Source organism: Pseudomonas sp. FeN3W (genome assembly GCA_030263805.2).
GTDB lineage: Bacteria > Pseudomonadota > Gammaproteobacteria > Pseudomonadales > Pseudomonadaceae > Stutzerimonas > Stutzerimonas stutzeri_G.
Genome location: CP136010.1, coordinates 3,579,317 through 3,604,064, shown reverse-complemented (window position 1 = coordinate 3,604,064; position 24,748 = coordinate 3,579,317). Strand labels below are relative to the sequence as shown.

At 56.2% G+C, this 24,748-nt stretch carries 19 protein-coding genes and 1 pseudogene; 6 read left to right on the top strand and 14 right to left on the bottom strand.

The features are described 5' to 3' along the window. Nucleotides 1-81: 81 nt before the first annotated feature. The 9 genes from P5704_016955 to P5704_016915 all read right to left on the bottom strand — a co-directional run bounded on the left by P5704_016955 (nt 82) and on the right by P5704_016915 (nt 10,220). Nucleotides 82-312: a hypothetical protein gene (locus P5704_016955; protein ID WOF77721.1), complete on the bottom strand. Its 231-nt coding sequence runs from the start codon at nt 310-312 to the stop codon at nt 82-84. Nucleotides 313-335: 23 nt separating this feature from the next. Continuing rightward, complete coding sequence (locus tag P5704_016950) at nt 336-593, bottom strand: DUF2933 domain-containing protein (GenBank protein WOF77720.1); 258 nt, start codon at nt 591-593, stop codon at nt 336-338. Nucleotides 594-625: 32 nt separating this feature from the next. Next, nucleotides 626-943, bottom strand: coding sequence for a co-regulatory protein PtrA N-terminal domain-containing protein (locus P5704_016945; GenBank protein WOF77719.1), 318 nt, complete (start codon nt 941-943; stop codon nt 626-628). 142 nt (nt 944-1,085) lie between these two features. Next, nucleotides 1,086-1,442 (bottom strand): copper-binding protein, encoded by a 357-nt coding sequence (locus P5704_016940; GenBank protein WOF77718.1) that lies wholly within the window; start codon nt 1,440-1,442, stop codon nt 1,086-1,088. Beyond that, a complete protein-coding gene (locus P5704_016935; GenBank protein WOF77717.1) occupies nt 1,439-4,603 on the bottom strand; it encodes an efflux RND transporter permease subunit in 3,165 nt (1,054 codons plus the stop codon). The genes P5704_016940 and P5704_016935 overlap by 4 nt, the downstream gene beginning before the upstream one ends. After that, nucleotides 4,600-6,048, bottom strand: a complete 1,449-nt coding sequence (locus P5704_016930) for an efflux RND transporter periplasmic adaptor subunit (GenBank protein WOF77716.1) — start codon at nt 6,046-6,048, stop codon at nt 4,600-4,602. The genes P5704_016935 and P5704_016930 overlap by 4 nt, the downstream gene beginning before the upstream one ends. Beyond that, entirely contained in the window at nt 6,045-7,298 is a 1,254-nt protein-coding gene (locus tag P5704_016925) for a TolC family protein (GenBank protein WOF77715.1), read from the bottom strand. The genes P5704_016930 and P5704_016925 overlap by 4 nt, the downstream gene beginning before the upstream one ends. 94 nt (nt 7,299-7,392) lie before the next feature. Continuing rightward, nucleotides 7,393-7,770, bottom strand: coding sequence for a hypothetical protein (locus P5704_016920; protein WOF77714.1), 378 nt, complete (start codon nt 7,768-7,770; stop codon nt 7,393-7,395). 86 nt (nt 7,771-7,856) lie between these two features. Further along, a complete protein-coding gene (locus P5704_016915; protein ID WOF77713.1) occupies nt 7,857-10,220 on the bottom strand; it encodes a heavy metal translocating P-type ATPase in 2,364 nt (787 codons plus the stop codon). A gap of 307 nt (nt 10,221-10,527) precedes the next feature. On the opposite strand from P5704_016915, the gene P5704_016910 reads away from it, so the two are divergent. Both P5704_016910 and P5704_016905 read left to right on the top strand, forming a co-directional pair. Next, complete coding sequence (locus tag P5704_016910; GenBank protein ID WOF77712.1) at nt 10,528-11,160, top strand: HAD family hydrolase; 633 nt, start codon at nt 10,528-10,530, stop codon at nt 11,158-11,160. 34 nt (nt 11,161-11,194) lie between these two features. Continuing rightward, nucleotides 11,195-11,320: pseudogene (locus P5704_016905) on the top strand (arsenic resistance protein). A 194-nt stretch (nt 11,321-11,514) separates the two neighbouring features. Here P5704_016905 and P5704_016900 read toward each other — a convergent pair. Further along, on the bottom strand, nt 11,515-12,405 hold the full coding sequence (locus tag P5704_016900; protein WOF77711.1) for a cation transporter: 891 nt from the start codon (nt 12,403-12,405) through the stop codon (nt 11,515-11,517). A gap of 92 nt (nt 12,406-12,497) precedes the next feature. On the opposite strand from P5704_016900, the gene cadR reads away from it, so the two are divergent. Beyond that, the gene (gene cadR, locus P5704_016895) at nt 12,498-12,902 is read left to right on the top strand and encodes a Cd(II)/Pb(II)-responsive transcriptional regulator (protein ID WOF77710.1); all 405 of its coding nucleotides are present in this window, start codon (nt 12,498-12,500) and stop codon (nt 12,900-12,902) included. A 122-nt stretch (nt 12,903-13,024) separates the two neighbouring features. Here the strand turns inward: cadR and P5704_016890 are convergent, their stop codons facing one another. From P5704_016890 to P5704_016875, 4 genes are all read right to left on the bottom strand, one after another. Beyond that, nucleotides 13,025-14,398 carry a heavy metal sensor histidine kinase gene (locus P5704_016890; protein WOF77709.1) on the bottom strand — a complete coding sequence of 458 codons (1,374 nt, stop codon included), beginning with the start codon at nt 14,396-14,398 and terminating at the stop codon, nt 13,025-13,027. Next, nucleotides 14,395-15,069 (bottom strand): heavy metal response regulator transcription factor, encoded by a 675-nt coding sequence (locus tag P5704_016885; GenBank protein WOF81266.1) that lies wholly within the window; start codon nt 15,067-15,069, stop codon nt 14,395-14,397. Before P5704_016885 ends, P5704_016890 begins: the two co-directional genes overlap by 4 nt. Before the next feature lie 321 nt (nt 15,070-15,390). Then, nucleotides 15,391-16,710: an OprD family porin gene (locus P5704_016880; protein WOF77708.1), complete on the bottom strand. Its 1,320-nt coding sequence runs from the start codon at nt 16,708-16,710 to the stop codon at nt 15,391-15,393. A gap of 288 nt (nt 16,711-16,998) precedes the next feature. Then, on the bottom strand, nt 16,999-18,027 hold the full coding sequence (locus tag P5704_016875) for an IS30-like element ISPsp7 family transposase (GenBank protein WOF77707.1): 1,029 nt from the start codon (nt 18,025-18,027) through the stop codon (nt 16,999-17,001). 629 nt (nt 18,028-18,656) lie between these two features. On the opposite strand from P5704_016875, the gene P5704_016870 reads away from it, so the two are divergent. Genes P5704_016870 through P5704_016860 form a run of 3 tightly spaced genes read left to right on the top strand, consistent with a single transcriptional unit; the run spans nt 18,657 to nt 24,508 of the window. Beyond that, on the top strand, nt 18,657-19,964 hold the full coding sequence (locus tag P5704_016870) for a TolC family protein (protein ID WOF77706.1): 1,308 nt from the start codon (nt 18,657-18,659) through the stop codon (nt 19,962-19,964). 9 nt (nt 19,965-19,973) lie between these two features. Then, nucleotides 19,974-21,320 carry an efflux RND transporter periplasmic adaptor subunit gene (locus tag P5704_016865; GenBank protein ID WOF77705.1) on the top strand — a complete coding sequence of 449 codons (1,347 nt, stop codon included), beginning with the start codon at nt 19,974-19,976 and terminating at the stop codon, nt 21,318-21,320. Nucleotides 21,321-21,337: 17 nt separating this feature from the next. Further along, on the top strand, nt 21,338-24,508 hold the full coding sequence (locus P5704_016860; GenBank protein WOF77704.1) for a CusA/CzcA family heavy metal efflux RND transporter: 3,171 nt from the start codon (nt 21,338-21,340) through the stop codon (nt 24,506-24,508). Nucleotides 24,509-24,748: the final 240 nt, after the last annotated feature.

The following is a 24,748-nucleotide window of genomic DNA, read 5'->3' as shown; positions in this document are numbered from 1 at the left end:
CCTGGTTAGGCCATCAAGCACAAAAAAGCAGGTGGGGCACCCCCCACCTGCTTCGATCATTGTTACTCACACCCTCATATCCTATGCTGCGTCTGGATTTTCGCCATTTTGCGAGTGGTCGGCTTTGGCGGCCCCCATCATCTCACGACACTCTTTCATCATTCCACGCATGTCACCCATCATTTCCATATGCTTGTCGCCGCTCATCATGCCGGTTTCTGAATGGCTTTGGTCCGCTTTATCTGCCGCTGCGAAACTCAGTCCGCTCGCCAAGGTGATTGCGATTGCTGTAACGGTGATGGCCTTTCGCATGTTAAATCTCCAAGTTCAGTGGGTTATTCGCTTTTGCTTAACAAGGTGTTTTCGCCAACGTTGGGCTCCTTGGGCTTGTCGCACTTACCGCTAGACATATGCTTCATGCATACGACCATCATCAACAAGCAGGGCAAGAGAAAGAGCAGGCTTGGCAGCGTTGTTGCCAACGCCGCAGTGCTTTGGTTCAGTAGCATGTAGCCAACCACAGCTGCGGTTAACCCCGTTACGACCGGATTGCGCTGCAGTACGCTTTTAATCTTGGATATTATGCTGCTCATCTAACTATCCCTCGGATATTAAGCTTGGCAGATTAGCCATTGTTCACGCCAACTGGGGTGCTCAGGAACTCTACCGTATGGATCTTCCCGTCGGGGGTCTTGACCTTCATCTCATACGTCTGGACTTGGGCACTAGTTCTATAGTTTTGAATCATTCGAGTCGTGCCGGTCGCCCCTGCAGGTGCGATGCTCAGCACTTGACCCTCTTTGACAAGCTCCTTAAGGGTGGGCTTTGCTCCTGCCGAGTCATTTAAGCGATTCAGCGTACGTTCGCTTCCGCCTTCGGCCATTGCAAGCGAGGAAGCAACGGTCAGAATAAAAGGAACGATTACTTTGGTTATGCGGTTCATGGTTTGCACCTCTTGGTTAGTTGATGCCTGTAGATTAAAGGCTTGCTACTTACAAGAAGCTGTTGCCAAGGTTACAAAGCGGTAATCGCTTCATTCTCGTGTTGGTACGACCGCCGCGCCTGCGGCGGTCGCTTTCTGCTCTTTACTGCTTTTCGATGCGCGTAATGGTGGAATCCATACCTTTCGAGGAGAACTCGAATTCGACCTGGTCCCCTTCTTTCAGCGTTTGGAGCTGATCAGGCTTTGCTTTGAAGCCCATCGTCATCGACGGCCAGCCCAACGCTTCGACCGGGCCGTGGGCAATGGTGACGGTTCCGCTCTCGGTGTTTACTTTCTTGACCGTACCTGTGGCTGTAGCGGTCTGTCCCGCCGACTTCTGGTCCATTGGCATGTTCATGCCTTTGTGATCCATCGGCATGCCGTCCATTGGCTCCTTGTCGGCGGCATAGGCGACTGGTACTAGGAAGAGTGAGGCAAGGGTGATGTGCTTGATGTTCATAGATGTTCTCCAGGGGAGTTGGTTGCTTGCTGGGGTGTTACACGCAATTGCCGGCGGCGCATCAGCAGGTAAGCTGCCGGCAGAACGAACAAGGAGAGCAAAGGCGCGGTGATCATGCCGCCTACCATTGGCGCGGCGATGCGGCTCATGATTTCGCTGCCGGTCCCGCTACCCCAAAGGATGGGAAGCAGACCGGCGATGATTACTGCGACAGTCATGGCCTTAGGGCGCACCCGTTGCACAGCGCCTTCGCGAATCGCGTCGAGGAGGGCGCCCTCACTTTGAGCTCCGGCATCAAGGCGCTCGATCCAGGCATTCTTTAGGTACAGCAACATGATCACACCGAACTCTGCAGAAACCCCTGCGAGCGCAATGAAGCCGATACCTGTCGCGACGGAGAGGTTGTACCCCAGCAGATACAGGAACCAGACGCCACCGGTCAGGGCGAATGGCAGCGTAGCCATGATGAGCAGCGCCTCGCCAAAGCCGGCAAACGTGAGGTAAAGCAAGACAAAAATGATCAGCAAGGTAGCCGGCACGACGAGCTTCAGCTTCGCATTAGCTCGCTCCATGAATTCGAATTGGCCGGAATAGCTGATGCTCATGCCGGACTCGAGTTGGACCCCTTCGCTGATTTTTTTCCTCAGATCGCCCACGACCGCCGCCATGTCGCGGCCACGAACATCAACGTAAACCCAACCCGATAGCCTTGCGTTTTCGCTTTTGAGCATGGGCGGCCCATCGGTCACCTGTACCTTGGCCACCGTCCCCAAGGTGATCTGACTGCCTTGCGGCGTGTAGATAGGCAGGTTGCGCAGATCGGTTATCGAGTCGCGCCATTCGCGACCATAGCGGAGGTTGATCGGATACCTGGCGAGCCCTTCCACGGTTTCACCAATGGTTTGACCACCGATGGCACCGGCCACAATCGATTGCACGTCCGCGATATTCAAGCCATAGCGTGCGGCGGCGACACGATCGATATCCACATCGATGTACCGGCCGCCGGTCAGTCGCTCGGCGAGCGCCGAACTGACCCCAGGCACCGTTTTGGCGATCTGCTCGACCGCCAGGGTCGCTTTGTCGATCTGCGCGAGGTCAGTGCCATATACCTTCACCCCTATCGGGCTCTTGATCCCCGTCGCCAGCATATCGATGCGGTTGCGAATCGGAGGGATCCACAGATTGGCCAATCCAGGTACCTGTACGGTGCGATCCAACTCATCAACCAGCTTTTCAGGCGTCATCCCAGGGCGCCACTGATCTTTCGGCTTGAACTGGATGGTCGTCTCGAACATTTCCAGCGGGGCGGGATCGGTAGCGGTGTCGGCTCGACCAGCCTTGCCGAACACATGTGCGACCTCTGGAACCGTTTTGATCAGCCGGTCTGTCTGTTGCAATAGCTCGGAAGCCTTCTGAGCGGAGAGGCCTGGAAGTGCAGTGGGCATATAAAGGAGGTCGCCTTCATCCAGCGGTGGCAAGAACTCCCCACCGAGGCGAGAGGCGGGCCACAAGCCAGTCAGAAAAACCAGAACCGCCACCAGCAGGGTCATCTTGGGCCAGCGCAGCACCGCATCCAGGGCCGGCTTGTAGATCCAGATGAGGCCACGGTTGAGCGGATTGCGGTGTTCATCCGGGATTTTGCCCCGTATCCAATACCCCATGAGTACTGGAACCAGCGTGACGGACAGGCCCGCGGCGGCCGCCATTGCATAGGTTTTGGTGAACGCCAGTGGACCGAACAGTCGGCCTTCCTGCGCCTCCAGGGTGAACACTGGTATGAACGACAGCGTGATGATCAGCAGGCTGAAGAACAGTGCCGGCCCGACTTCAACGGCCGCGTCAGTGATTACCTTCCAGTGCTCTTGGCCCTTCAAAGTTGAGCCAGGATGCCGCTTGTGCCAGCCCTCGATGTGCTTGTGGGCGTTTTCGATCATGACGATTGCCGCGTCGACCATCGCTCCGATCGCGATCGCGATGCCGCCCAACGACATGATGTTTGCGTTGATGCCTTGCCGCTGCATGATGATAAAAGCAATCAGGATGCCGATCGGCAACGAAACGATGGCGACCAGAGATGAGCGCAGGTGCCACAGGAATATTGCGCAAACCAGCGCAACGACAATGAATTCCTCGATGAGCTTGTGGGTGAGGTTTTCAACGGCACTGTCGATCAGCTTGCTACGGTCGTAAGTCGTGACGATTTCGACGCCTTCGGGAAGGCTCGCTTTGAGCTCATCAAGCTTGGTTTGAACGGCAGCGATGGTTTCGCGAGCGTTCTTGCCGCTACGCAGGATAACGACTCCACCGACTACCTCACCTTCGCCATCAAGCTCGGCAATACCCCTGCGCATTTCCGGGCCGAGCTGGATATGCGCAACGTCCCCTAGCGTCACAGGCACGCCGCCGTCGAGACGCAAAGGAATGGCTCGAAAGTCCTTGAGAGTCTCCAGATACCCTGTCGCACGAACCATGAACTCGGTTTCTGCGAGTTCCAGAACACTCCCGCCAGTTTCACGGTTGGCCTCATCGATCGCCTTTGCAATCTGCTGCTGCGTCACGCCCCTGCTGGCCATGCGTACGGGATCGAGTACGACCTGGTACTGCTTGACCATCCCGCCTATGGGCGCGACTTCCGCCACGTTGGGCAATGTTTTGAGCTCATAGCGCAGAAACCAGTCCTGCAGGGAGCGCAGCTGCGAGAGGTCATGTTTGCCCGTTCGGTCCACCAAAGCATACTGGTAGATCCAACCAACACCCGTGGCGTCGGGCCCCAAGGCAGGTTTGGCGGCAGCGGGAAGCCGACTCTGCACCTGACTCAGGTACTCAAGCACCCGCGAACGGGCCCAATAGAGGTCTGTGCCGTCCTCGAACAGGACGTACACGTAGCTATCCCCGAAGAAGGAGTAGCCGCGGACTGTCTTCGCGCCGGGGACAGACAGCATGGTCGTCGTCAGCGGGTAGGTGACCTGATTCTCGACAATCTGCGGCGCCTGCCCTGGGTATGGCGTGCGAATTATGACCTGAACGTCGGAAAGGTCTGGCAACGCATCGACAGCGGTGTTCTTGACCGACCAGATACCCCAGGCGACCGCAAACAAAGTGGCGAGCAAGATCAGAAAGCGGTTGGCCACTGACCATCGGATTATGGCTGCGATCATTGCTGGCCCCCGAGCTTCTCGATGCGCTCGATGATCAGGCCTTCGTCGCTTTCACGCACGCCAACACGGACGCGGTCGCCCGTTTGCAAGCCTGATAAGAGGGACTGATCGGCAACCGGGAAGGACATGGTCATCCCAGGCATGTTCAGCGTCTTGAACGGCCCATGTGACAGGCCAACCATGCCATCTTCCAGGCTGACGACCGTGCCTTCAGCCTCGTGCAAAGCAGGTCCGGTGGAAGATGTAGGCTGCTCCAAACCCTGAGCGGTCAGTCCGCGTAGGCTAGCCTCGGAATCCAGGAGGAACTGACCGGACGCCACCACCTTCTGACCGGCTTCCAGCCCTTCAAGTACCTCTGTTTTGTCATCGAATTCTCGACCGGTGCGGACCTCAACGGGACGGTAACGGCCTTCATCCTCAGCGAGCATCACCAATGCTCGCCGGCCGGTGCGAATGACCGCCTCGGTTGGGATGACCAAGGCATCTTCAACATTGCGACTCAACGTCACCTCGGCCGTCATGCCAGGACGAAGCCGCTGTTGTGGGTTAGGTAGCTCAACCCGGACACGCACAGTGCGGCTATCCAGGTTGGCCTGCGATAGTACAGTCTGGATCGTTCCTTCCAGCGTTTCGCCCGAAAAAGCGGGCAGGCGCGCAGTTACTGATTGCCCAGGCGCTAAATGTGCGATCTGCGCCTCTGGTACTGCAACTTCTAGCCAAACCGTGTCCAGCCCATTGACACGCGCAAGAGATGCGCCGGCGGGTACGGTCATGCCCTCGCGGACATCAAGACTTTCTAATACGCCACCGATCGGGCTCGTCACGGTCCAGACGGGGCGCGCTTTACCGGTCCGTTCCAGCTGCGCAATGACCTCTGCCGGCATGCCGGCAAGGCGCAACCGCTGACGGGCTGCTGCGAGCAGCTGGGGTTCGCCGATCTTTCTCAGTGCTAGGTACTCTTCCTGTGCAGCAGCCCACTCAGGGATAAGCAGATCTGCAAGCGGCGCCCCTTTCTCAATGACGTCTTCCGGCGCTCGGTCGTAGACGCGCTCGACGAAGCCCCCGGCGCGCGCCTGCACGACAGCCACGTCTCGCTCGTCAAACATCAATGCACCTGTGGCTTCGAGCGATTGGCTAATTGACTCACGTGTTGCGGTCGCCAGGCGCATGCCAAGGTTCTGCGTCACGCTCGGATCGATGCTCATCGACGCCCCGTCGCCTCCCTCATCGGCATAGCGCGGGACTAGATCCATGTCCATGAATGGGGACTTTCCTGGCTCATCGAACTTCTGTTGCGGATACATCGGGTCGTACCAATAAAGCACCTCCTTGCCTTCATCTGCCGCTTGGGCAAAGACAGAAGTAGACAGAGCGACAAGGCTCGCCGTACTGATAATCAGCGGGAGGCTTAGGACGACGGCCAGCCGTTTGAGTTGAAATGTCATGGTCGGGTATCTCCAAAGGCGAAATGCAAGCGGGCGTTGCTCAGCGATCGGTCGCGGGCTACGTCAATACGACGCAGGCGGGTCTCGACAAGCTGGCGGCGCGCGTCGATCACGGCGGTCAGCTCGCCGTTCCCGGCGCGGTAGTCCGCCATGGCAAGGCGGACCTTTTCCTCGGCGAGTGGCAGTAGAGTTTCTTCAACGCGTGCGAACGCGCGGTCAAGGCGCTGATATTCAGCCAGGTCGGCGGCCAGCTCCTGGTTATGCATACGCAACGCCGCTTGGCGCTGCGCCTCGATCTGTGTGAGGCGCGCTCGCTCAGCCGCGATCTTTGGATCCTGCCGAGAGCTGGTAAACAGCGGCAGGTCGAAACTGACGCTGAGGTTGACCATGTCGCCGTACTCCCGGCCACGACGTAGATAATCGACTCCCCAACTCCAGTCCGGTGTTTTCTCAGCGATGGCCTGGCGAACTTTTGCCTCAGCTTCACGAGTCATCGGGTCGAAGGCGAGCAAAGCCGGATGGCGGTTCAGGCTGTGCTGATAGTGATCAAGGTCGGTAAGCCATCGCGGCCAGTCGCCTGTAAGCGGCTGGTCTGCTGGCTCGCCTATCCAGCGGCGGAGGTCGGCACGCGCAACAACTTGGTTGCGCAGCAGCTCATCCTCTTGTTCAGCAAGCAATGCTGCCTCTTGCTTCGGAAGTACGCTGTCTGCGGTTTGCCCACCGCCGCCAGCAATGCGCGCCTGAACAGCCCGCGAAAGTAGCTGATTCTCGCTGTAGAGCTGTTTGAAAAGGCTCAGCTTCTGCTCGACCGCGAAGCTGGCGATCCATGCCTCGGCGGTCGCCTGGCGCACGCTGAGACGTTCAATGGTTTGCTGAACGCCTGCGAGCGCAACACTAGCCTGCGCAGCCTCGACACGGGCGCGCCTTTTCGCTCGGTTTGGCACATCTTGCATGACCCCAACCATTTGCATGGTCATGGCCTCTTGGTCCAATTGCCAGCGCGAGTCACCTTCAATGGGAACGTTTTGCAGCCCAAGCCTAAGTTTAGGGTCAGGGAGCTCGCCGGCAGGGATTGCAGCGCTGCGTGCGGCTTTGAGATTGGCGGCTTGCGCATCCAGCGAAGGCGCGTCTTGCTCAGCCAAGCTCAGGGCTTGTTCTAAGGTTAGAGCTGACGCGAGCTCGGGGAATGAGAGCGCGCCGATGATCAAGGCGGCCACGTAGGGAGGCGCCCAGCGGATACGGGGTTTCATTTAGACAGGATTCCTGATCTTCCATGCGAGCCGAAGGCGCGCGGTAGCCGGCCCGAATGCTCACATCCGGGCGGTTCCTAGAATTTGATCGGAATCAGACGCGGGGAGGATGCCAGACGGCGTCCAGATGGCGGGAAAGTACCTGGTCGTTATAGGGCGTATTCGCCGGTTTACCCGCAGGGACCAGCTGCGCCTTTGCAGCAACGATCTGAAGAAGGCTGACGGTTTTGCATTCTTGTCCCGTCTTGCAGACGGTCGTCTTCCCTTGCTCATGCCCTTCACAGCACTCGGGCTCAGCGCCGCTGACGCCAGCCATCAATGCGTGGTTGGCTGCCATGGCGTCCATGCCTTCCATATCAAGCATAACGTGATGCGCTGACGACCCAACCGGCATTAGCAATTGCGCCATCCCGTTGATCGGAAGCGCGAGCACTAGCAGCAGGATAAGGAAGGAGCGCATGTAGGACTTCATATTTTCAGCTTACGGGGCAATTCATGAGCAATCAATGAGGCAATCGGTCGCTTCGCAACCGAAGCCTAAGCCTAAGCCGACAGGCTTCAAACTACACGCGCTTTACGGAGCCGGAGGGCGTTGAACACAACCGATGCTGAGCTGAGGCTCATGGCCAGGGCAGCAATCATCGGAGACAGCAACAGTCCAAAGAACGGATAGAGCAGACCTGCAGCAATCGGGATGCTCAACCCGTTGTACATAAATGCAAACAGAAGGTTCTGACGCATATTGCGAACTGTCGCCACCGAAAGCGTACGGGCGCGAAGTATTCCCATCAGGTCACCTTTAACGAGCGTGACTTGGGCGCTATTCATCGCGACGTCGGTACCCGTACCCATCGCGATGCCTACGTCAGCCCTAGCGAGAGCCGGAGCGTCATTTATTCCGTCGCCTGCCATGGCCACTACTTTACCGAGGGCTTGTAGCTTAACCACCAGCGCCTCCTTGTCCTGCGGCTTCACTTCACCATGCACTTCATCGATCGATAGCTCACGAGCCACCGCGCGGGCAGTGGTAAGCCCGTCGCCGGTGGCCATGATGACTTGCACGCCCTCCGCTTGGAGCCGCGCTACAGCTTCCTTGGACGTCGGTTTGATCGGGTCCGATACGGCCAGCAAGCCGGCAAGTGCCCCATCAACAGCCAGGTAAACAATGCTGGTACCGCTCTCTCGCATTTTTTCTGCCTGATCTTTCAACGGCTCGACGCTAACACCCGCGTCTTCCATAAGAGCGGTGTTGCCTAGCTGTAGCTGCTTGCCTTCCACCAGACCACGGACCCCGATCCCTGACCCTGACTCGAAGGTTTCAGGCTTTACCAACTGAATACCCTCGCTTCTCGCATGGTCCACGATGGCGTGGGCTAGGGGATGCTCGCTACCTTGATCCAAGCTGGCAGACAAACGGATGACTTCCTGAGCATCGAACGGCGTGACGCCTATGGCCCGATCGAAAACAGGTCGGCCCTCGGTCAACGTTCCAGTTTTATCGACAATCAGCGTGTCTACCTTACGGACATTCTCGATGGCGCCTGCGTCTCTGAAAAGCACTCCGCTTCCAGCCGCTTTGCCTGTGGCAACCATGATCGACATAGGCGTCGCCAGGCCAAGTGCGCAAGGGCAAGCGATAATCAGAACCGCAACTGCATTGATCAGGCCGAATACCCAGCCCTGCTCGGGTCCGAACAGGCCCCATGCAAAGAAGGTCAACAGCGCAATCCCGATGACCGTCAGCACGAAATAACCAGCAACCGTGTCCGCCATCCGCTGCATGGGTGCTTTTGAGCGTTGTGCATTCGCAACCATCTGGACGATTTGTGAAAGCATGGTCCCGGAGCCAACTTTAGTGGCTCGCATGACAAGCGAGCCACTCGTGTTCATCGTCGCGCCGATGAGCGCATCGCCTGTCCGCTTCGTCACCGGGACGGGCTCGCCCGTTAGCATGGATTCGTCGACGGCGCTCTCGCCCTCCAATACTTCTCCATCCACCGGTACCTTTTCACCAGGACGAACGCGCAGATGGTCACCCTCGTGAACATGTGTAAGCGGAATGTCCTCCTCGGAACCATCCTTGGCGATACGGCGAGCTGTTTTGGGCGATAGGCCAAGCAAGGACTTGATTGCCGAGGACGTCTGGGAGCGGGCCTTCAATTCGAGCAACTGCCCTAAAAGCGTCAGGGAAATGATGACCGCGGCGGCTTCGTAATAAACGCCTATCCGGCCGCCCACTGTGAATGATTCTGGAAATATGCTCGGTAAGACGGTTGCTACGATGCTGTAAATATACGCAGCCCCTGTGCCAAGCCCGATCAACGTCCACATGTTTGGGCTGCGATGCTTAACAGATGCGAAACCGCGCACGAAAAATGGCCAGCCTGCCCACAAGACAACCGGGGTCGTAAGGGCTAGTTCAACCCAGTTCTGGCTAGCGCCGTGAAACAGCGGAAGTGCATGTCCCGCCATGGCCAACAGGGTCACTGCTACGGTCAGGGGCAGTGACCACCAGAAACGCTTCGAAAAGTCCTTGAGTTCAGGATTCTCCTCCTCATCTAGTTCAGGGATCAGCGGTTCTAATGACATCCCGCAGATAGGGCAATCACCTGGCCCCATTTGGCGAATCTCAGGGTGCATTGGACAGGTGTACTCGGTCGTTACATCACCGTCGGGTGCCTTCTGTGCCGCCGACGTAGAAGCCTGAGACGACGCCCTATGATCCTGCTGTGCAGTGAGATATCTAGCAGGATCAGAACGAAACTTGGTCTGGCAACCCTGGCTGCAGAAGCGGTAAGTGCTTCCCTGATAGTGCTCTTGATGCTCGCTGTCCTCTTTCACCTTCATCCCGCAGACGGGGTCTGTGAGTCCTGCAGAGCCTTTCGTTTGGTCAGGCTGATGATGGCAATGCGAGGAGGTCATGCGGGCTCCTTATGGATTGGTTAGCAACGAACAGCCTACTGCGGGGACGTTTGTGGTTTTTCCGATGCTTACAGCGTCCGACAACCAATATATGCAAAGCGTCCTGACCAAAGGCTGAAGTAACCATTACATTTCTGTCAGGTTCTCCGGTATGTCAGGTCGTACGAATGCTGAAGCGAGCTGCTGAAAAAAGTAGCTCGCGCGAATACCGCTTGCTGGCCTAGCCTATGCCTCCCTTATCCGAAGCCCGGCCGCTTTCTTTTAATGAATACCGAACCGTGCAAAGCCTAAGCGCAGGTGCTCTGTTTTGATAGAAGCCGTAATTTTTGATGTCTATGGCACACTCCTGCAAATCAGTGAACGACGGCGGCCATTTCGCAAGCTCTTAAAACAGGTACGCAGCCAAGGTCGTCAACCTAGGGCCGATGATGCCAGGACATTGATGACACGAAACTTGGGGCTGGCCGGCGCCGCCGACCTGTTTGGTACACAACTAGGTAACGATGAGCTTGCTATTTTGGAGCTTGATCTCTACGCGGAACTGGCCAGCGTGCGTCCCTATGATGATGCCCTGCGGGCACTGGAAAGCCTTAAGAGAGCGGGGCTGAAAGTGGCGCTGTGCTCCAACTTGGCTACCCCCTATGCCATACCTGCCAAGTTGCTACTGCCTGAGTTTGACGCCTATGCCTGGAGCTTCGAGGTGGGCGCGATCAAACCGGAGCCAGCGATCTACGAACATCTGCTAAAGCGGTTGGGTTGCAAAGCGTCTTCCATTGCAATGATCGGCGATACATTGGAGGCCGATGTGTTCGGTCCCGAAAGGCTGGGAATGCATGGCTTCCACCTCCAGCGCGATGCCATCCGTGGTCCTGACCGATTAGCTAGCCTGATCGAATTTGCAGACCACATTTTGGGCACGGGGACTGTCACTAGAACGTAGCACTAGCGCACATCGAGGTCGCCTCCAGCTATCGGCCTTCAGTTCAAGCACTCACAACTCGCTTGTAGTGCTTTTCCTGACGATGGCGCTCCCAAAGTCCGTTCGCGCATTGGCCGCAGCGGTTGTGATCACTCAGGCATTCGTAGAGCTGATTGGTTAAGCGGGGCTACCACCAACAGCGTGAAGGAAAGCCGATCAGTGCGGCTTCGTCTCGCTGATGGACTTTGCAGCCCACGTTCTGCAATACCCACCATCCGCCAACGGCTAAAGCGGCGTCGCCAGTTTTAGCTGACGCCGCTAGACCCGGATGGCTTACAGGCATGAAGACACCCTTTTTCTGTAACGGGAGCTCCTTCAACCCTTGAGTGCCAGAATACGCCGAGCGCCGTTGAGAACGATGAATCCCACAACGGTACCGATAATCAGGTCTGGGTAGTTGGACCCAGTCCAAGCGACGAGCGCTCCGGCGACTATAACGCCCATGTTGATGACCACATCATTGGCGGAGAATATCCAGCTCGCTTTCATGTGAGCACCACCTTCCCGGTGTTTGGAAATCAGCAGCAAACAACCCGTGTTGGCGAGCAATGCCAGGAACGCGACGGCCATCATTATCAGCGACTCGGGCTCGCTGCCGAATATAAAGCGTCTGACCACCTCTACGAGCACGCCGAGGGCCAAAATCAGCTGGAGCACACCAGCAAGGTGTGCAGCACGCACCTGCAGATTGACGCTGCGCCCAACCGCATAAAGGGCCAGGCCGTACACTGCCGCGTCAGCGAACATGTCGAGCGAATCGGCAATCAGACCTGCGGACCTGGCAATCAGGCCAGCAGTCATCTCTACCACGAACATGAAGGCGTTGATGCCTAGCAGTAAACGTAGGGAGCGGGATTCCTGTGTAGAGTTCGCCGGATTCTCGGCGGCTTTGATCATCTCTGGGTCTGCCGCGACAGTTTTCTGAAGAGTGGCGCCTAGCCCTAACGTCGCCAGCTTTTTGGTTATGGGCTCAACGGCACTGTCATGCATGACATCTAACCGACGGTCCGACAGATCAAAAGTCAGCTTCCGAACTCCGTCCAAACCATTCAGCGCCAAGCGGATCATTCGCTCTTCTGATGGACAATCCATCTTGGGCACGGCGTAAACACTGACCCATTGCCCCGTCGTATCGGAAGGGTTTTGCACATCGGCATCAGCGGCTGGCGTCGCATCGCAGCCGCAGGGACCATCGGACTTGCTCATGATACGGCTCCACTTGAAATCGAAGATGGGATCATTAAAAGCCTTATAGCTACTATAAGGTCAATAACGCAGAGCCGATGAGGATTCACACGATGCGCATTGGTCAGTTAGCAAGGCTAATAGGGATTGATACACAGACGATCCGCTTCTATGAGCAGCAGGGCTTGTTGCCACCGCCTGATCGCCAGGCGAACGGCTATCGTGTCTACACCGAGAAGCATGGCGAGCGGCTAGCTTTCATCCGGCGCTGCCGAATCTTGAATCTGTCACTTCCAGAGATTCACGCACTCCAAAGCTACCAGGATGACCCTCGCCAGCCTTGTACGGCCGTCAATGCCTTACTCGATGATCACATTTCTCAAGTCAGATCCCAGATAACCGCTCTGCAATCACTCGAACGACAACTCGTTTCACTGCGGGCTAATTGCAACGATGGGCGGGAAGTTGAGGCTTGCGGCATTCTCGCCGGAATTAGCGAGGACGCATGCATTAAATGAACGGCGTTGGGGCTTGCGGGCCTGGTTACCCGGCCAACGCGCATGCCCTCGAAATGGTTGTTTGTCCCTGTGGTTTTTGCCCCTTCGTAGTGATGGCTGTCTCCGTGCGGTATCACTTTGAGTCAGGCCTGCCGAGGAAACGTGAGTTCAAACGTGGTCTGACCGTCTTTGCTGGCGACGGCCACGTGGCCTTTGTGGAGGTTCATCACTGAACGGACAATCGCTAGCCCCAAGCCTGCTCCACGAGGTTGTATGCCGTTCACGCGGTAAAAGCGGTCGAACAGGTGTGGGAGATGATCCGATTCGATAGTCGCGCCATGATTGGTGACAGTCAGCGAGACAATGTCTACGTTCTCCTCAAGGATCTTAAGTTCGACCGTGCTGCCAGTATTCGAATGCCGCAACGCGTTGGATAACAGGTTGGAAATCGCCCGTTGGACCATAAGCCGATTTCCTAAAACCACGGCATCGCCCGTTACTGTCGTTGCAACTCCCGCTTCTTCGGCGAGGACTTCGAAGTATTCACATACGCGCCTCGCCTCACTTCCTAAGGATAATTTTTCGAGCTTCAGTGCCGGGCTGGAGTGGCTGGCCTGGGCAAGAAACAGCATGTCTGACACGATTCGATCCATGCGTTCGAGCTCTTCGACCGACGATTCGAGCACTTCGCGATACTGCTCTTTGCTTCGCTCTCGTACCAAAGTCACCTGCGCCTTGCCTATTAGGTTGTTCAACGGAGTTTTCAACTCATGGGCCACATCGTCCGAGAACTGTGTCAGTTGCTGAACGCCGTCATCGAGTCGATGAAGCATTACGTTGAGGCTGTGCGCCAATGCCTGGAGCTCTTGTGGGAGCCGATCGCTACAGATTCGGGGTGATAGGTCCTGTGTCGATACCTTAGTCGCCAACGCCCGGAACCTGCGCAGCGGTCGCAAACCATTTTGAGCGATTAGCCACCCAGCCAATCCGATTAATATCAGTAGCATCGGCACGGTCACTAAGGCCGAGCGCAGGAACGCAGCCACCAGCCGTTGATCGGCACTGCGGTCTTGCGAAAGTAAAAGCGTCATTGGAGCCAGTCCCGGGACTTGAATTCGCTTGCGCCCGCTTAGCATCTGCACCCCATCTTTCGTTGTCCAGCCAAGATAGTCGCCGTCCCTGCTCACAAGATCCAGCTGCTGCAGCTCTTTGGCGAAGCGGCCGATACTGAAAATGTGTGATTTCGCTGTATCGCCGATGACTGTAATCGAAAGGTTGTCATGGCCGAGTACCGTATCGCTCAGTACGTGTTGCCAGGAACGGCCCATACGGGTTTTGGTGTCTTCGAGGAGTCCATGATCGATCTGCGAGAGCTTGGCCGTCACTTCCTCCTGGGCGCGCAGTTCCAGTTGGCGCACCAGTACCCAGTAGCTCAGTGCAATCAGCAGCGCGACCAAAGCGGCGCCGGTAAGTGTGATTTGAAGCGCGAGACGCGATGCGAGGCTGAGTGGCTTCAAGGCCGCGCCTCCAGCACGTAGCCCACACCCCGGATGGTGTGTATCAGGCGATCGCCGAAGGGTTCGTCCACTTTCATCCGCAGGCGACGAATCGCAACATCCACCACATTGGTGTCGCAGTCGAAGTTGATGTCCCACACCAGGGCAGTTATTTCGGTACGCGTGAGGACTTCGCCAGTCCGGCGCATGAGCAGATGCAATAACGCAAATTCTTTGCTGGTGAGATCAATACGCTGACCATTCCGGTAGGCCCGATGCCGGCTTGGGTCCAGTTCGAGGTCGGCTACACGCAGGTTGCTTGGAAGTGCGACTGCCTCGCCTCGCCGCAACAGTGACCGGATACGAGCGAGCAGCTCAGGGAACTGAAACGGCTTGACCAGATAGTCATCAGCACCCAGCTCCAAACCGCGGACTTTTTGCTCTAAGCGACCATTGGCGGTCAGCATGATGACGCGTGTCTGCTTACGCCGCCTGATGAGTTCGAGCACCTCCCACCCATCCATGTTTGGCAGATTCACATCCAGTAGCACGATGTCATAGTCGTTCTGCAGTGCCAGGTGAAATCCATCTAGCCCATCACTTACGCAATCGACGATGTACCCACATTCGATAAGACCCTGCTGCAGATATTCCGCAGCTTTGATCTCGTCTTCTACAACCAGAATGCGCATGTTTTCAGGTAACTCGGCAAGGAGGTGCGTGGTAAGCGGAACCAAAAATAATCCATGTAGTAACTATAGGGTCAAGACGAAAGAGGCTTGGCTCTAGGGTGAAAGGCAGAGGCGAAATGACCTGCACAGGGAAGCGGGAAGCACTTTAACGCGGTAAAAGTCCTGCGGGGCTGTCTTGCAAATTTGTAATCTACCTGTCATTTGGTTGGCCCGCAGCGCAAGGAGGTGCACTTAAGCAAAAAAAGGCGCCCTACGGGCGCCTGAAACACATCTTCAAACCAAGGGAGCACAAAAAGAAGATGTGGTGTTGCTCGTAGTGCTTCACAGGATCGAGAGCGGGTACTCGGCGATGAATCGAACCTCATTGAGGTCGGACTCGAAAGCAGTCGCCCGTGTTGTAGCCTGGCGCACCCGCAGAGAGAGGTCCTTGAACGAGCCTGTCTGTACAACGTAGCGTGCTTCGACGTCGCGTTCCCAGCGCTTCTGTCCGGACAGAGGCGCGCCGTTATCGTCTTGGCGCATATATACCTCATTTGCGTTGCTGTAATCGGCGCCCCAGCCGCGGGCGTAGCGAGTCATGAACGTAAGCCCAGGTATGCCGTAACCCGCCATGTTCAGGTCATAACGCAGCATCCAGGACTGCTCTTTAGGTGAGTTGAAATCACTGTACTGGATGGAGTTATTCAGGTAGATCGAGTCCGCCTGGCGCAAGTAGTCAAAGTCGTTGTTACCGTTGTTTCGCTGATACGACGCCGTGACGGTGTGCGCGCCGAAGGCGACACCCAGGCTGGAGCTCCAGATGTTGTTGTTGAACTCGCCCAGCAACTCGCGGCCTTCGTCGGTTGCCTTGTAGTAGTTGAAACTGCCCAGCAACGCGACGACATCGGAAAGCGGATAGGTGGCCGATAGACCGAAGTAATGTTGGTTCCAGGCATCCTTGAGCCGGCTGGTATACAGGCTAAGACTAAGATTTTCGTTGACGCTATAGTCGCCGCCTGCGTAGCCGAGCCAAGGCGAGTCGACGCCGCCGCCATAAAACGTGACGAAGTCATCGTTCGTGTTGCTGGTATTGGGCTGGCTCATCGCGTGCAGGCGGCCGCCCTGGAGGGTGAGGTCGTCCAGCGAGTTGTTCACAACGGTGACACCCTTGAAAGACTCCGGCAGCAGCCGTGCGTCACCAAAGTGCACGACAGGAGTAGCGGGAAATACATCGCCTGCCTTGATCTCGGTGCCCAAGAACCGTGCTTTCACGGCCCCCCCTACTCGAGAAAAGTCATCCTCGGCATCGCCGGCGCTATTGTAGGGGAGAAGATCGACGGTTCCGCCAGCACCGGAACGTCCTGATCCAGAATCGAGCTTGAGGCCGAGCATGGCGAAGGCGTCGACGCCGATCCCCACCGAGCCTTGGGTATATCCGGACTCGAAGAAGGCCATCAGCCCGTGAGCCCACTCCTCAGAGTAGCCATTGCCGGTCGCACTCTCACCGTCGCGAAAATCTCGATTGAAATAATAGTTGCGATTTATCAGCGATAGCGTGCTGCCTTCGATGAAGCCCTCCGCTGTTTCCGATTGGGCAAAGACCGGGGCGCTGCCCAATGCCAGTGAAAGGGCTGTTAGTGAAAAAACGGCCATTTTGCTCATGATGATGCTCCTGGTGTACGGCAGGTCAGTGCTCAAATGACGCCTTTCGCTTTTTTTTAGCGCTTAGGCAAGTTCTTCCCTGCAGATGACCGCAGGATTAGCGGCAAATTACTATTTTGTTATCTGAGAGGCAAGCAATCGCGCATATCCTCGATTACAGATTTGTAATGTTGCGGTCACGCGGTCGTTATCCACTCTTCTTTAAAGTCAGCCCCATGGCCATCAGTTATCTCCCCGGCTTGGCGAGGCTGATAAAAACGGCGGTTGCAGGAGCTGAGTGCAACACGGTTATTGAATTGAAACCGGAGCATCATGCCGCATTGCCATGGCATTTTGCATGACCTCTCCCATCACCTCGATGGGGCATTTGAAGTCGAAGCGCTTGCGCGGTCGCATGTTCAGTTGCAGCGCAATGGCGTCCAGCTCCTCCTGGCTATGTACCGACAGGTCTGTGCCCTTGGGCAAGTACTGGCGAATCAGGCCGTTGATGTTTTCGTTGCTGCCGCGCTGCCAGGGGCTGTGCGGGTCGCAGAAGTAGATCGCCACGCCGGTTCTTTGGGTGATCTCGGCGTGTCGCGCCATCTCCCGGCCCTGGTCGTAAGTCATGCTCTTGCGCATCTCCAGCGGCATGCTATTGAGCGCGGCGCTGAAGCCTTCCAGCGCCGAAGTCGCCGTCGCGTCGTTCATCTTCACCAACATCAGGTAGCCACTGGTGCGTTCCACCAGCGTACCGACGGACGAGGCGTTGGCCTTACCCTTGATGAGGTCGCCTTCCCAATGCCCCGGCATCAGCCTGTCTTCAATCTCCGGCGGGCGCACATGAATACTGACCATCTCGGGGATCTGGCCGCGCCGATCCACGCCACCAGAGCGCGGCCGGCGCGTCGTCTTGCCTTGGCGCAGACAGATGATCAGCTCCTTACGCAGCTCACCCACTGGCAGGGCATAGATCGCGTTGTAGATCGTCTCGCGACAGACGTAGGCATCTCGCAGGTTGGGTATGTTCATGCTGCGCAGCTTGCCGGCAATCTGCTCGGGAGACAAACGCTCACGCAGCATATGGGTCACCAGTTCGAAGCGCTCGCTACCCGGCAACAGTTTTCGCATCGGTCGACAAACCTGGCGGCGGGCCTGCATTTGCTGCTGGGCCAGGCGGGCCGAGTAGCCACCGCAAGCACCTCGGTTACGGCGCAGCTCACGGCTGATGGTCGAAGGGGATCGGTTGATCAAGCAGGCAATCCTGCGCAGGCTGAAGCCTTGGGTACGACCGATTTGAATGGTGGCGCGCTCTTCAACGCTGAGTTCGGTATAAGACATAGGGGCAGCACCGTACCGGAAAGGTCAGGTGTTGCACTCAGTTTTTGCCGCCGCCAACGCTTTCGTGTATTGTGTCCTAAACCCAGGACGAATCACTGTCGCAGTAGCGGCGCTGTGTTCCGCGTCTTGGCGGGGGTAGCTCTATGATTGGATTCGACATCTAAACCAGGAAGTCATCGTTTTGCCTTGGATGAGAAAAATAGTTCTGCTGTTGTTGCTAGCCCTGTTCCCATTGCAATCATCATGGGCAGTTGTTAGCACGAGCTGCAGACATGAGGATGGTTCGGCAGCAAATCATCTTGGACATCACGAACATTCGCACGAGTCTCTGGGTGCTGACGAGGAAGGATCGTCAAAAGCCGCAAAAAAAATCAGTCTGGATGGAGACTGTGTCTTTCATGGCGACCATATCAAGCCGCTTATAAGGAAAGGGATTTCTCCCGGTTCGGTATTATCAATAAGCTTGAAACCGTTTTCTTCTGCTAGCTACGCATCGGCTGAAGCGGGGCGTCCTGAGAAACCTAATTGGCGCATCGGTGCAAAGCCGGTGAGACGCCAGATTAACCAGTAGGACGCCATTTATCTGTATCTGACGTCTCACCGAACCTTCCCTTTTCTAGGAGATTTCGGTGCGAAAAGTTCTTTTACCGCTGGGGTTGTCGATGTTGTCGTGCAATCTCGCCTTTGCGCAACCCTTAGAGTTGCCGACCTTCACACAGACCTTACCTGTCAGTGTGTCAAATACCTTCCCCGTTGAGTCTGTCGACTCCATAAGCTTTGTACGCGCCTTGGAACTCGCTAGCTCTGCAAGCCCTGAACTGGCTGCTGCAAGACGTGAGCTGGCTGCTTCTCGCGCATTGATTAGCCAAGCCGGAGCGCGTCCGAATCCAATATTGTCCGCTAGCCAGGAGGGAATCCGAGGTGATGCCCCCGAGACGACGCTTGAGCTGAGCCAAGAAATAGAGCTGGGTGGTAAACGTTCGGCTCGTATTGAGGCAGCGCAACGCGCCATGGACGTAGCGGCCGCCGACCTACAGGACGCTCAAGCTCGACTGAGGGGGGCAGTGATGGGCGCATACTACGATGTGCTTACTGCTCAAGAACGGCTGGAGCTCGCTCAGGCTGCTTCAAAGCTTGCGAAGCAAGCAGTGAACGTGGCCAATCGGCGTGTGAGGGCCGGCATGGTTTCTCCCGTAGAGGAAACCCGGGCGCGGGTTGCGGCTACTGGAGTGCAAGTGGAGCTTGCCCAGGCCACAGCTGAACTCGAAGCTGCGCGCACTCGTCTGGCGGCCAACTGGGGAAACCCACAGCCACGCTTTGAGCGAGTACTAGAGCCGGCAGAGGCAGTACCTCCGCTTCCCGAACTAGCTGAGCTTTATAGCCGCTTGAGCGATTCCGCTCAACTAACCCGCGCGCGTCGGGAAGCAGAAAGACGTCGGGCTGCGTTGGAGCTGGAAAGGACGAATCGCTTTTCTAACGTGACGGTTAGCGTAGGTGCCCAACGCTCAGATGAATATAACGGCACGCTGGGACTGGTGAGTATCTCGATGCCCCTGCCGTTGTTTGATCGAAACCAAGGCAACATCGGAGCAGCGCAGGAACGGGCCTACCAGGCGCAGGACGAGCTCAACGCCGTCCATATACGCCTGAAAAGCGAACTTTCCCAAGCGCACATGCGGCTGCGCACTGCCCGCCAGCAGTTTGAACTGTTGCGCAACGACATGCTCCCCAGTGCCCAAAGCGCTTATGAAGCTGCCAACAAGGGGTTCGAACTTGGAAAGTTCACGTTCCTTGACGTACTGGATGCTCAACGCACGCTTTTCCAAGCCCGATCTCAGTATCTGTCTGCGCTATCACAAGCTAACCAGGCGGCGGCAGAAATCTCGCGAATTGTCGGCGATGGGTCGGCCGTTATCACCTCGGCCACTCAGCCATAAGGAATCCATATGACAAGTAAATCGAACACATCTTCCTTGGCTGTTCACAAAAAACAGATTTTTTGGATCGTCGTCATATTAGGCGTGGCACTGGTGCTTGGTGGATTACTTCTTAGCAGTAGTCCTGCCGTGCCCAATGCGAGCGACGCGCATGGCGAGCATGGTGGCGCTTCGGAGCATGAAGATGAAGGGCATTCGGATGAGAATACCGAAGCCGAAGGAGGTCATGGCCATGATGAAGAAGGCGCCGATAGCGATCACGAGGTCGGTGCGGCAGAGAAAGATGAGCATGACGATGGCCCTGAGGGAGCGGCGCACGCTGAAGCAGCAGAGGTTGAACTCTCTGAGACCCAAATCCTAGCCGCGGGCATCTCGCTAGCAACCGCTCAGCCTGCGCAGATAAAAAGCGCAATCGAGCTGCCTGGCGAAATTACATTCAACCAAGACCGCACAGCGCAAGTTGTGCCTCGTCTCTCAGGTGTCGTTGAAGCGGTCAAAGTCGATTTGGGCGAACAGGTCAAACAGGGGCAAGTGCTTGCTGTGATCGCGAGTACCGACCTGTCGGAACGTAGAAGCGAGTTCTACGCGGCACAAAAACGTCTTGCATTGGCTCAGAAAACCTATCGACGCGAAAAGGAGCTATGGGAAGAGCGTATTTCTGCAGAACAGGATTATTTACAGGCACAACAGGCTCTACGGGAAGCAGAGCTGACTGTTGCGAATGCAAAAGCACAGCTACAAGCGCTTGGCAGTGATGCTGGCAAGCCAGACGCATTGAGCCGCTACGAACTCAGGGCGCCGTTCGATGGGATGATCGTTGAGAAGGACATCACGCTCGGCGAGTCAGTCAATACCGACGACCAGATATTCATCATTTCCGATCTCTCTACCGTTTGGGCAGATATCAGCGTTCCTGCCAATGCACTCAGCGCGGTACGAGTCGGCAGCAATGCCGTTATCGAGGCCACAGCATTCGAGTCCAGTGCCAATGGAACCGTTTCTTATGTCGGCTCACTTGTTGGTCAGCAAAGCCGCGCCGCTACCGCCCGGGTCACGCTTCCGAACCCGGAAGGTGTTTGGCGTCCCGGCCTGTTCGTCAAAGTGCGGGTAGGCTCTGGCGGAGTGTCCGTGCCGGTTGCAGTCAAGCCCGATGCGATCCACACGTTGGAAGATAATCCGGTGGTGTTTGTACGGACCGACCATGGCTTTGCTGCTCAGCCAATCGTGACTGGTCGCAGCGATAGTGAAGCGGTCGAAATCAAGGAAGGCCTCCAGGCCGGAGCGCGCTATGCCTTGGATAACAGCTTCATCATCAAGTCCGAGCTTGGCAAAGCCAGCGCCTCGCATGCTCACTGATACGGAGTTATAGAATCGTGTTCGAACGTATCATTCGTTTTTCTATCGAGCATCGCTGGTTGGTTATGCTAGCCGTGCTTGGCATGGCAGCGTTAGGAGCTTACAGCTACCAAAAGCTGCCTATCGATGCTGTCCCGGATATCACCAACGTACAGGTGCAAATCAACACTGCGGCGCCAGGTTATTCCCCGCTGGAAGTGGAGCAGCGTATTACCTACCCGCTCGAGACGGTAATGGCTGGGCTGCCCAAGCTCGAGCAGACCCGTTCCTTGTCTCGATATGGACTTTCTCAGATCACAGTTATTTTTGAGGAAGGCACTGACATCTATTTTGCCCGCCAACTTGTGAATGAGCGCTTGGGAGGGGCCAAAGATCAGCTTCCGGAAGGCGTCACTCCAACACTTGGCCCTATTTCCACTGGGCTTGGCGAAATCTATTTTTGGACGGTTGAAGCTGAGGACGGTGCCACCAAATCGGACGGTACGCCTTATACCTCTGCTGACTTGCGTGAGATTCAAGATTGGATCATCAAACCGCAAGTCCGCAATGTACCAGGCGTAACTGAGATCAATACGATCGGAGGATATGCAAAGGAATATCAGATCGCCCCCAACCCAGACACTTTGCGGTCGTTTGGACTAACACTACAAGATTTGATCGAGGCGGTTGAGCAAAACAATAACAATCTAGGTGCCGGATATATTGAAAAACGCGGCGAGCAGTATCTTGTTCGTGCTCCAGGACAAATGCAATCAGTAGAGGACATCCGCAATACCCTTATTAGCAACGTTGACGGTACCCCAGTACGTATCCGCGACGTTGCGACGGTAGAGGTTGGAAAGGAGCTCCGTACTGGCGCAGCCACCGAGAATGGCCGCGAAGTGGTTCTAGGTACGGCTTTCATGCTTATCGGTGAAAATAGCCGGGTAGTTTCTAGGGCTGTCGATGACAAGATGAAAGAGATAAACCTTTCGCTTCCAGAGGGCGTAAAGGCGATTACTGTCTACGATCGAACTGTACTCGTAGACAAAGCTATATCCACCGTTAAGAAGAACCTCACTGAGGGTGCCATTCTTGTTGTGGTTATACTTTTTCTCTTCTTGGGCAATATCCGTGCGGCGATCCTAACCGCACTTGTTATACCGCTGGCGATGCTCTTTACGTTCACCGGCATGGTAGCCAACGAGGTCAGCGCCAACCTGATGAGCTTAGGCGCATTGGATTTCGGCATCATTATCGATGGTGCCGTGGTGATTGTTGAGAACTGCGTGCGTCGACTTGCTCACGCTCAGTCCCATCACGGGCGGGCATTAACGCTGTCCGAACGGCTTCATGAAGTGTTCGCTGCGGCAAAGGAAGTGCGTCGGCCTCTACTCTATGGGCAGCTGATCATTATGATCGTATATCTGCCGATATTCGCCCTTACAGGGGTAGAAGGTAAGATGTTCACGCCCATGGCGTTTACCGTAGTGACAGCGCTATTCGGGGCGATGATTCTCTCGGTGACGTTCGTCCCGGCAGCCGTTGCGCTCTTTATCGGCAAGCGTGTTACAGAGAAGGAAAACTTTCTAATCCGCAATGCTAAACGGGCCTACGCACCTGCATTCGATGCGGTGATGTCCAACAAGCCAGTAGTGCTCACCTTTGCCGTTGTTGCAGTTGTACTTTCCGGCCTCGTAGGGGCACGTATGGGCAGTGAATTCGTGCCTAGCCTCAACGAGGGGGACTTCGCTATCCAAGCCCTTCGTGTACCGGCTACCAGCCTTAGTCAGTCTGTCGAGATGCAGCAGCAGCTGGAGCGAAAGCTCATGGATGAGTTTCCGGAGATCGAGCGGATTTTTGCGCGCACAGGCACTGCGGAGGTGGCATCCGATGCCATGCCTCCAAACATCTCTGACGGGTACGTCATGCTGAAGCCACAAGAGCAGTGGCCGGATCCAGGCAAGTCGCGCGACGAACTCTTAAGCGAGGTCCAAGCATCCGCCGCTGAGTTACCGGGCAATAACTACGAGTTTTCCCAGCCTATTCAGCTGCGTTTCAACGAGTTGATTTCCGGTGTTCGTGCCGCTGTAGCCGTGAAAATCTATGGTGATGACATGGAGGTTCTTAACAGCACGGCGGCGGAAGTGTCCGAGGTGCTAGGACAAGTACCAGGCGCCTCCGAGGTTACGGTCGAGCAAACGACTGGCCTTCCTATGCTCACGATTGATATCGATCGCGATCAAATCGCACGATACGGCCTGAGTTTAGATACTGTACAGCAAGCGGTTGCAGTAGCCATCGGGGGCCGAGAGGTAGGCACCTTGTTTCAAGGAGACCGGCGTTTCGATATCGTAGTTCGTTTACCGGACGAGATACGAAGCGATCTCGCCGCAATTGAGAGGCTCCCAATTGCCCTTCCAAGGGAATTAAACAGCGCCATAAGTTATATCCCCCTCGGCGAGGTGGCCACTCTGGATTTGGCCCCCGGTCCGAATCAGATCAGTAGAGAGGAAGGGAAACGGCGAATTGTCGTTAGTGCAAACGTCCGTGGTCGGGACATTGGATCATTCGTATCTGAGGCAGAACAGAAAATCCAGGCCCAGGTAGATATCCCGTCAGGTTATTGGATCGACTGGGGCGGTACCTTTGAGCAGCTTGAATCTGCAACGAAGCGGCTGCAGATTGTCGTCCCTGTGGCGCTGCTCCTGGTGTTCATTCTGCTTTTCATGATGTTCAACAATGTCAAAGACGGCTTGTTGGTGTTTACAGGGATTCCATTTGCGCTCACCGGAGGCATTGTTGCGCTGTGGCTGAGAGATATCCCATTGTCCATTTCAGCAGGAGTTGGCTTTATTGCTCTGTCGGGCGTCGCCGTTCTAAATGGCCTGGTAATGATCTCCTTCATCCGTAGCCTACGGGAGCAAGGTTTACCTCTGGGCACCGCGATCCGCGAGGGCGCTCTGACCCGGCTACGGCCGGTATTGATGACAGCCTTGGTGGCTTCACTCGGGTTCGTTCCGATGGCCTTGAATGTGGGTACCGGTGCAGAGGTACAGCGCCCCCTTGCGACGGTGGTGATCGGGGGGATTCTCTCCTCAACGGTGCTAACGCTATTGGTACTGCCGTTGCTCTACCAGCTGGCTCATCGGCGCGAAGACGAATTGGAGGAGCAAGAAATCGCGTTGGCCGCTGACAGAACAAGCTAGAGATTGGATGGCGGCACACAACGCCCCGTTCTTGCTAGCTCGCGAGAACGGGGCGTGTTGGTTTCGGAGTGCTAAGATTCAGCGGCGGCGCAGCGGGCAGCAAAGCCTTTATAGCGTAGGTCTAATGCATCTAAACGGTGAATAGAAAGGGTGCTCAGCGCTTAGTGCGTATGACTCCGCGCTACATACGCCTCCTCGGCTGATGGCTTTCACCCACGGTGAGCTGACGAAAGATTATGC

Excerpts from the sequence above, each read along its gene's own strand:
- P5704_016940 (WOF77718.1), bottom strand. The coding sequence starts at position 1,442 with ATGAACATCAAGCACATCACCCTTGCCTCACTCTTCCTAGTACCAGTC.
- P5704_016935 (WOF77717.1), bottom strand. The coding sequence starts at position 4,603 with ATGATCGCAGCCATAATCCGATGGTCAGTGGCCAACCGCTTTCTGATC.
- P5704_016900 (WOF77711.1), bottom strand. The coding sequence starts at position 12,405 with ATGAGCAAGTCCGATGGTCCCTGCGGCTGCGATGCGACGCCAGCCGCT.
- P5704_016885 (WOF81266.1), bottom strand. The coding sequence starts at position 15,069 with ATGCGCATTCTGGTTGTAGAAGACGAGATCAAAGCTGCGGAATATCTG.
- P5704_016945 (WOF77719.1), bottom strand. The coding sequence starts at position 943 with ATGAACCGCATAACCAAAGTAATCGTTCCTTTTATTCTGACCGTTGCT.
- P5704_016875 (WOF77707.1), bottom strand. The coding sequence starts at position 18,027 with ATGTCTTATACCGAACTCAGCGTTGAAGAGCGCGCCACCATTCAAATC.
- P5704_016955 (WOF77721.1), bottom strand. The coding sequence starts at position 312 with ATGCGAAAGGCCATCACCGTTACAGCAATCGCAATCACCTTGGCGAGC.
- P5704_016925 (WOF77715.1), bottom strand. The coding sequence starts at position 7,298 with ATGAAACCCCGTATCCGCTGGGCGCCTCCCTACGTGGCCGCCTTGATC.
- P5704_016950 (WOF77720.1), bottom strand. The coding sequence starts at position 593 with ATGAGCAGCATAATATCCAAGATTAAAAGCGTACTGCAGCGCAATCCG.
- P5704_016920 (WOF77714.1), bottom strand. The coding sequence starts at position 7,770 with ATGAAGTCCTACATGCGCTCCTTCCTTATCCTGCTGCTAGTGCTCGCG.
- P5704_016930 (WOF77716.1), bottom strand. The coding sequence starts at position 6,048 with ATGACATTTCAACTCAAACGGCTGGCCGTCGTCCTAAGCCTCCCGCTG.
- P5704_016865 (WOF77705.1), top strand. The coding sequence starts at position 19,974 with ATGACAAGTAAATCGAACACATCTTCCTTGGCTGTTCACAAAAAACAG.
- cadR (WOF77710.1), top strand. The coding sequence starts at position 12,498 with ATGCGCATTGGTCAGTTAGCAAGGCTAATAGGGATTGATACACAGACG.
- P5704_016915 (WOF77713.1), bottom strand. The coding sequence starts at position 10,220 with ATGACCTCCTCGCATTGCCATCATCAGCCTGACCAAACGAAAGGCTCT.
- P5704_016880 (WOF77708.1), bottom strand. The coding sequence starts at position 16,710 with ATGAGCAAAATGGCCGTTTTTTCACTAACAGCCCTTTCACTGGCATTG.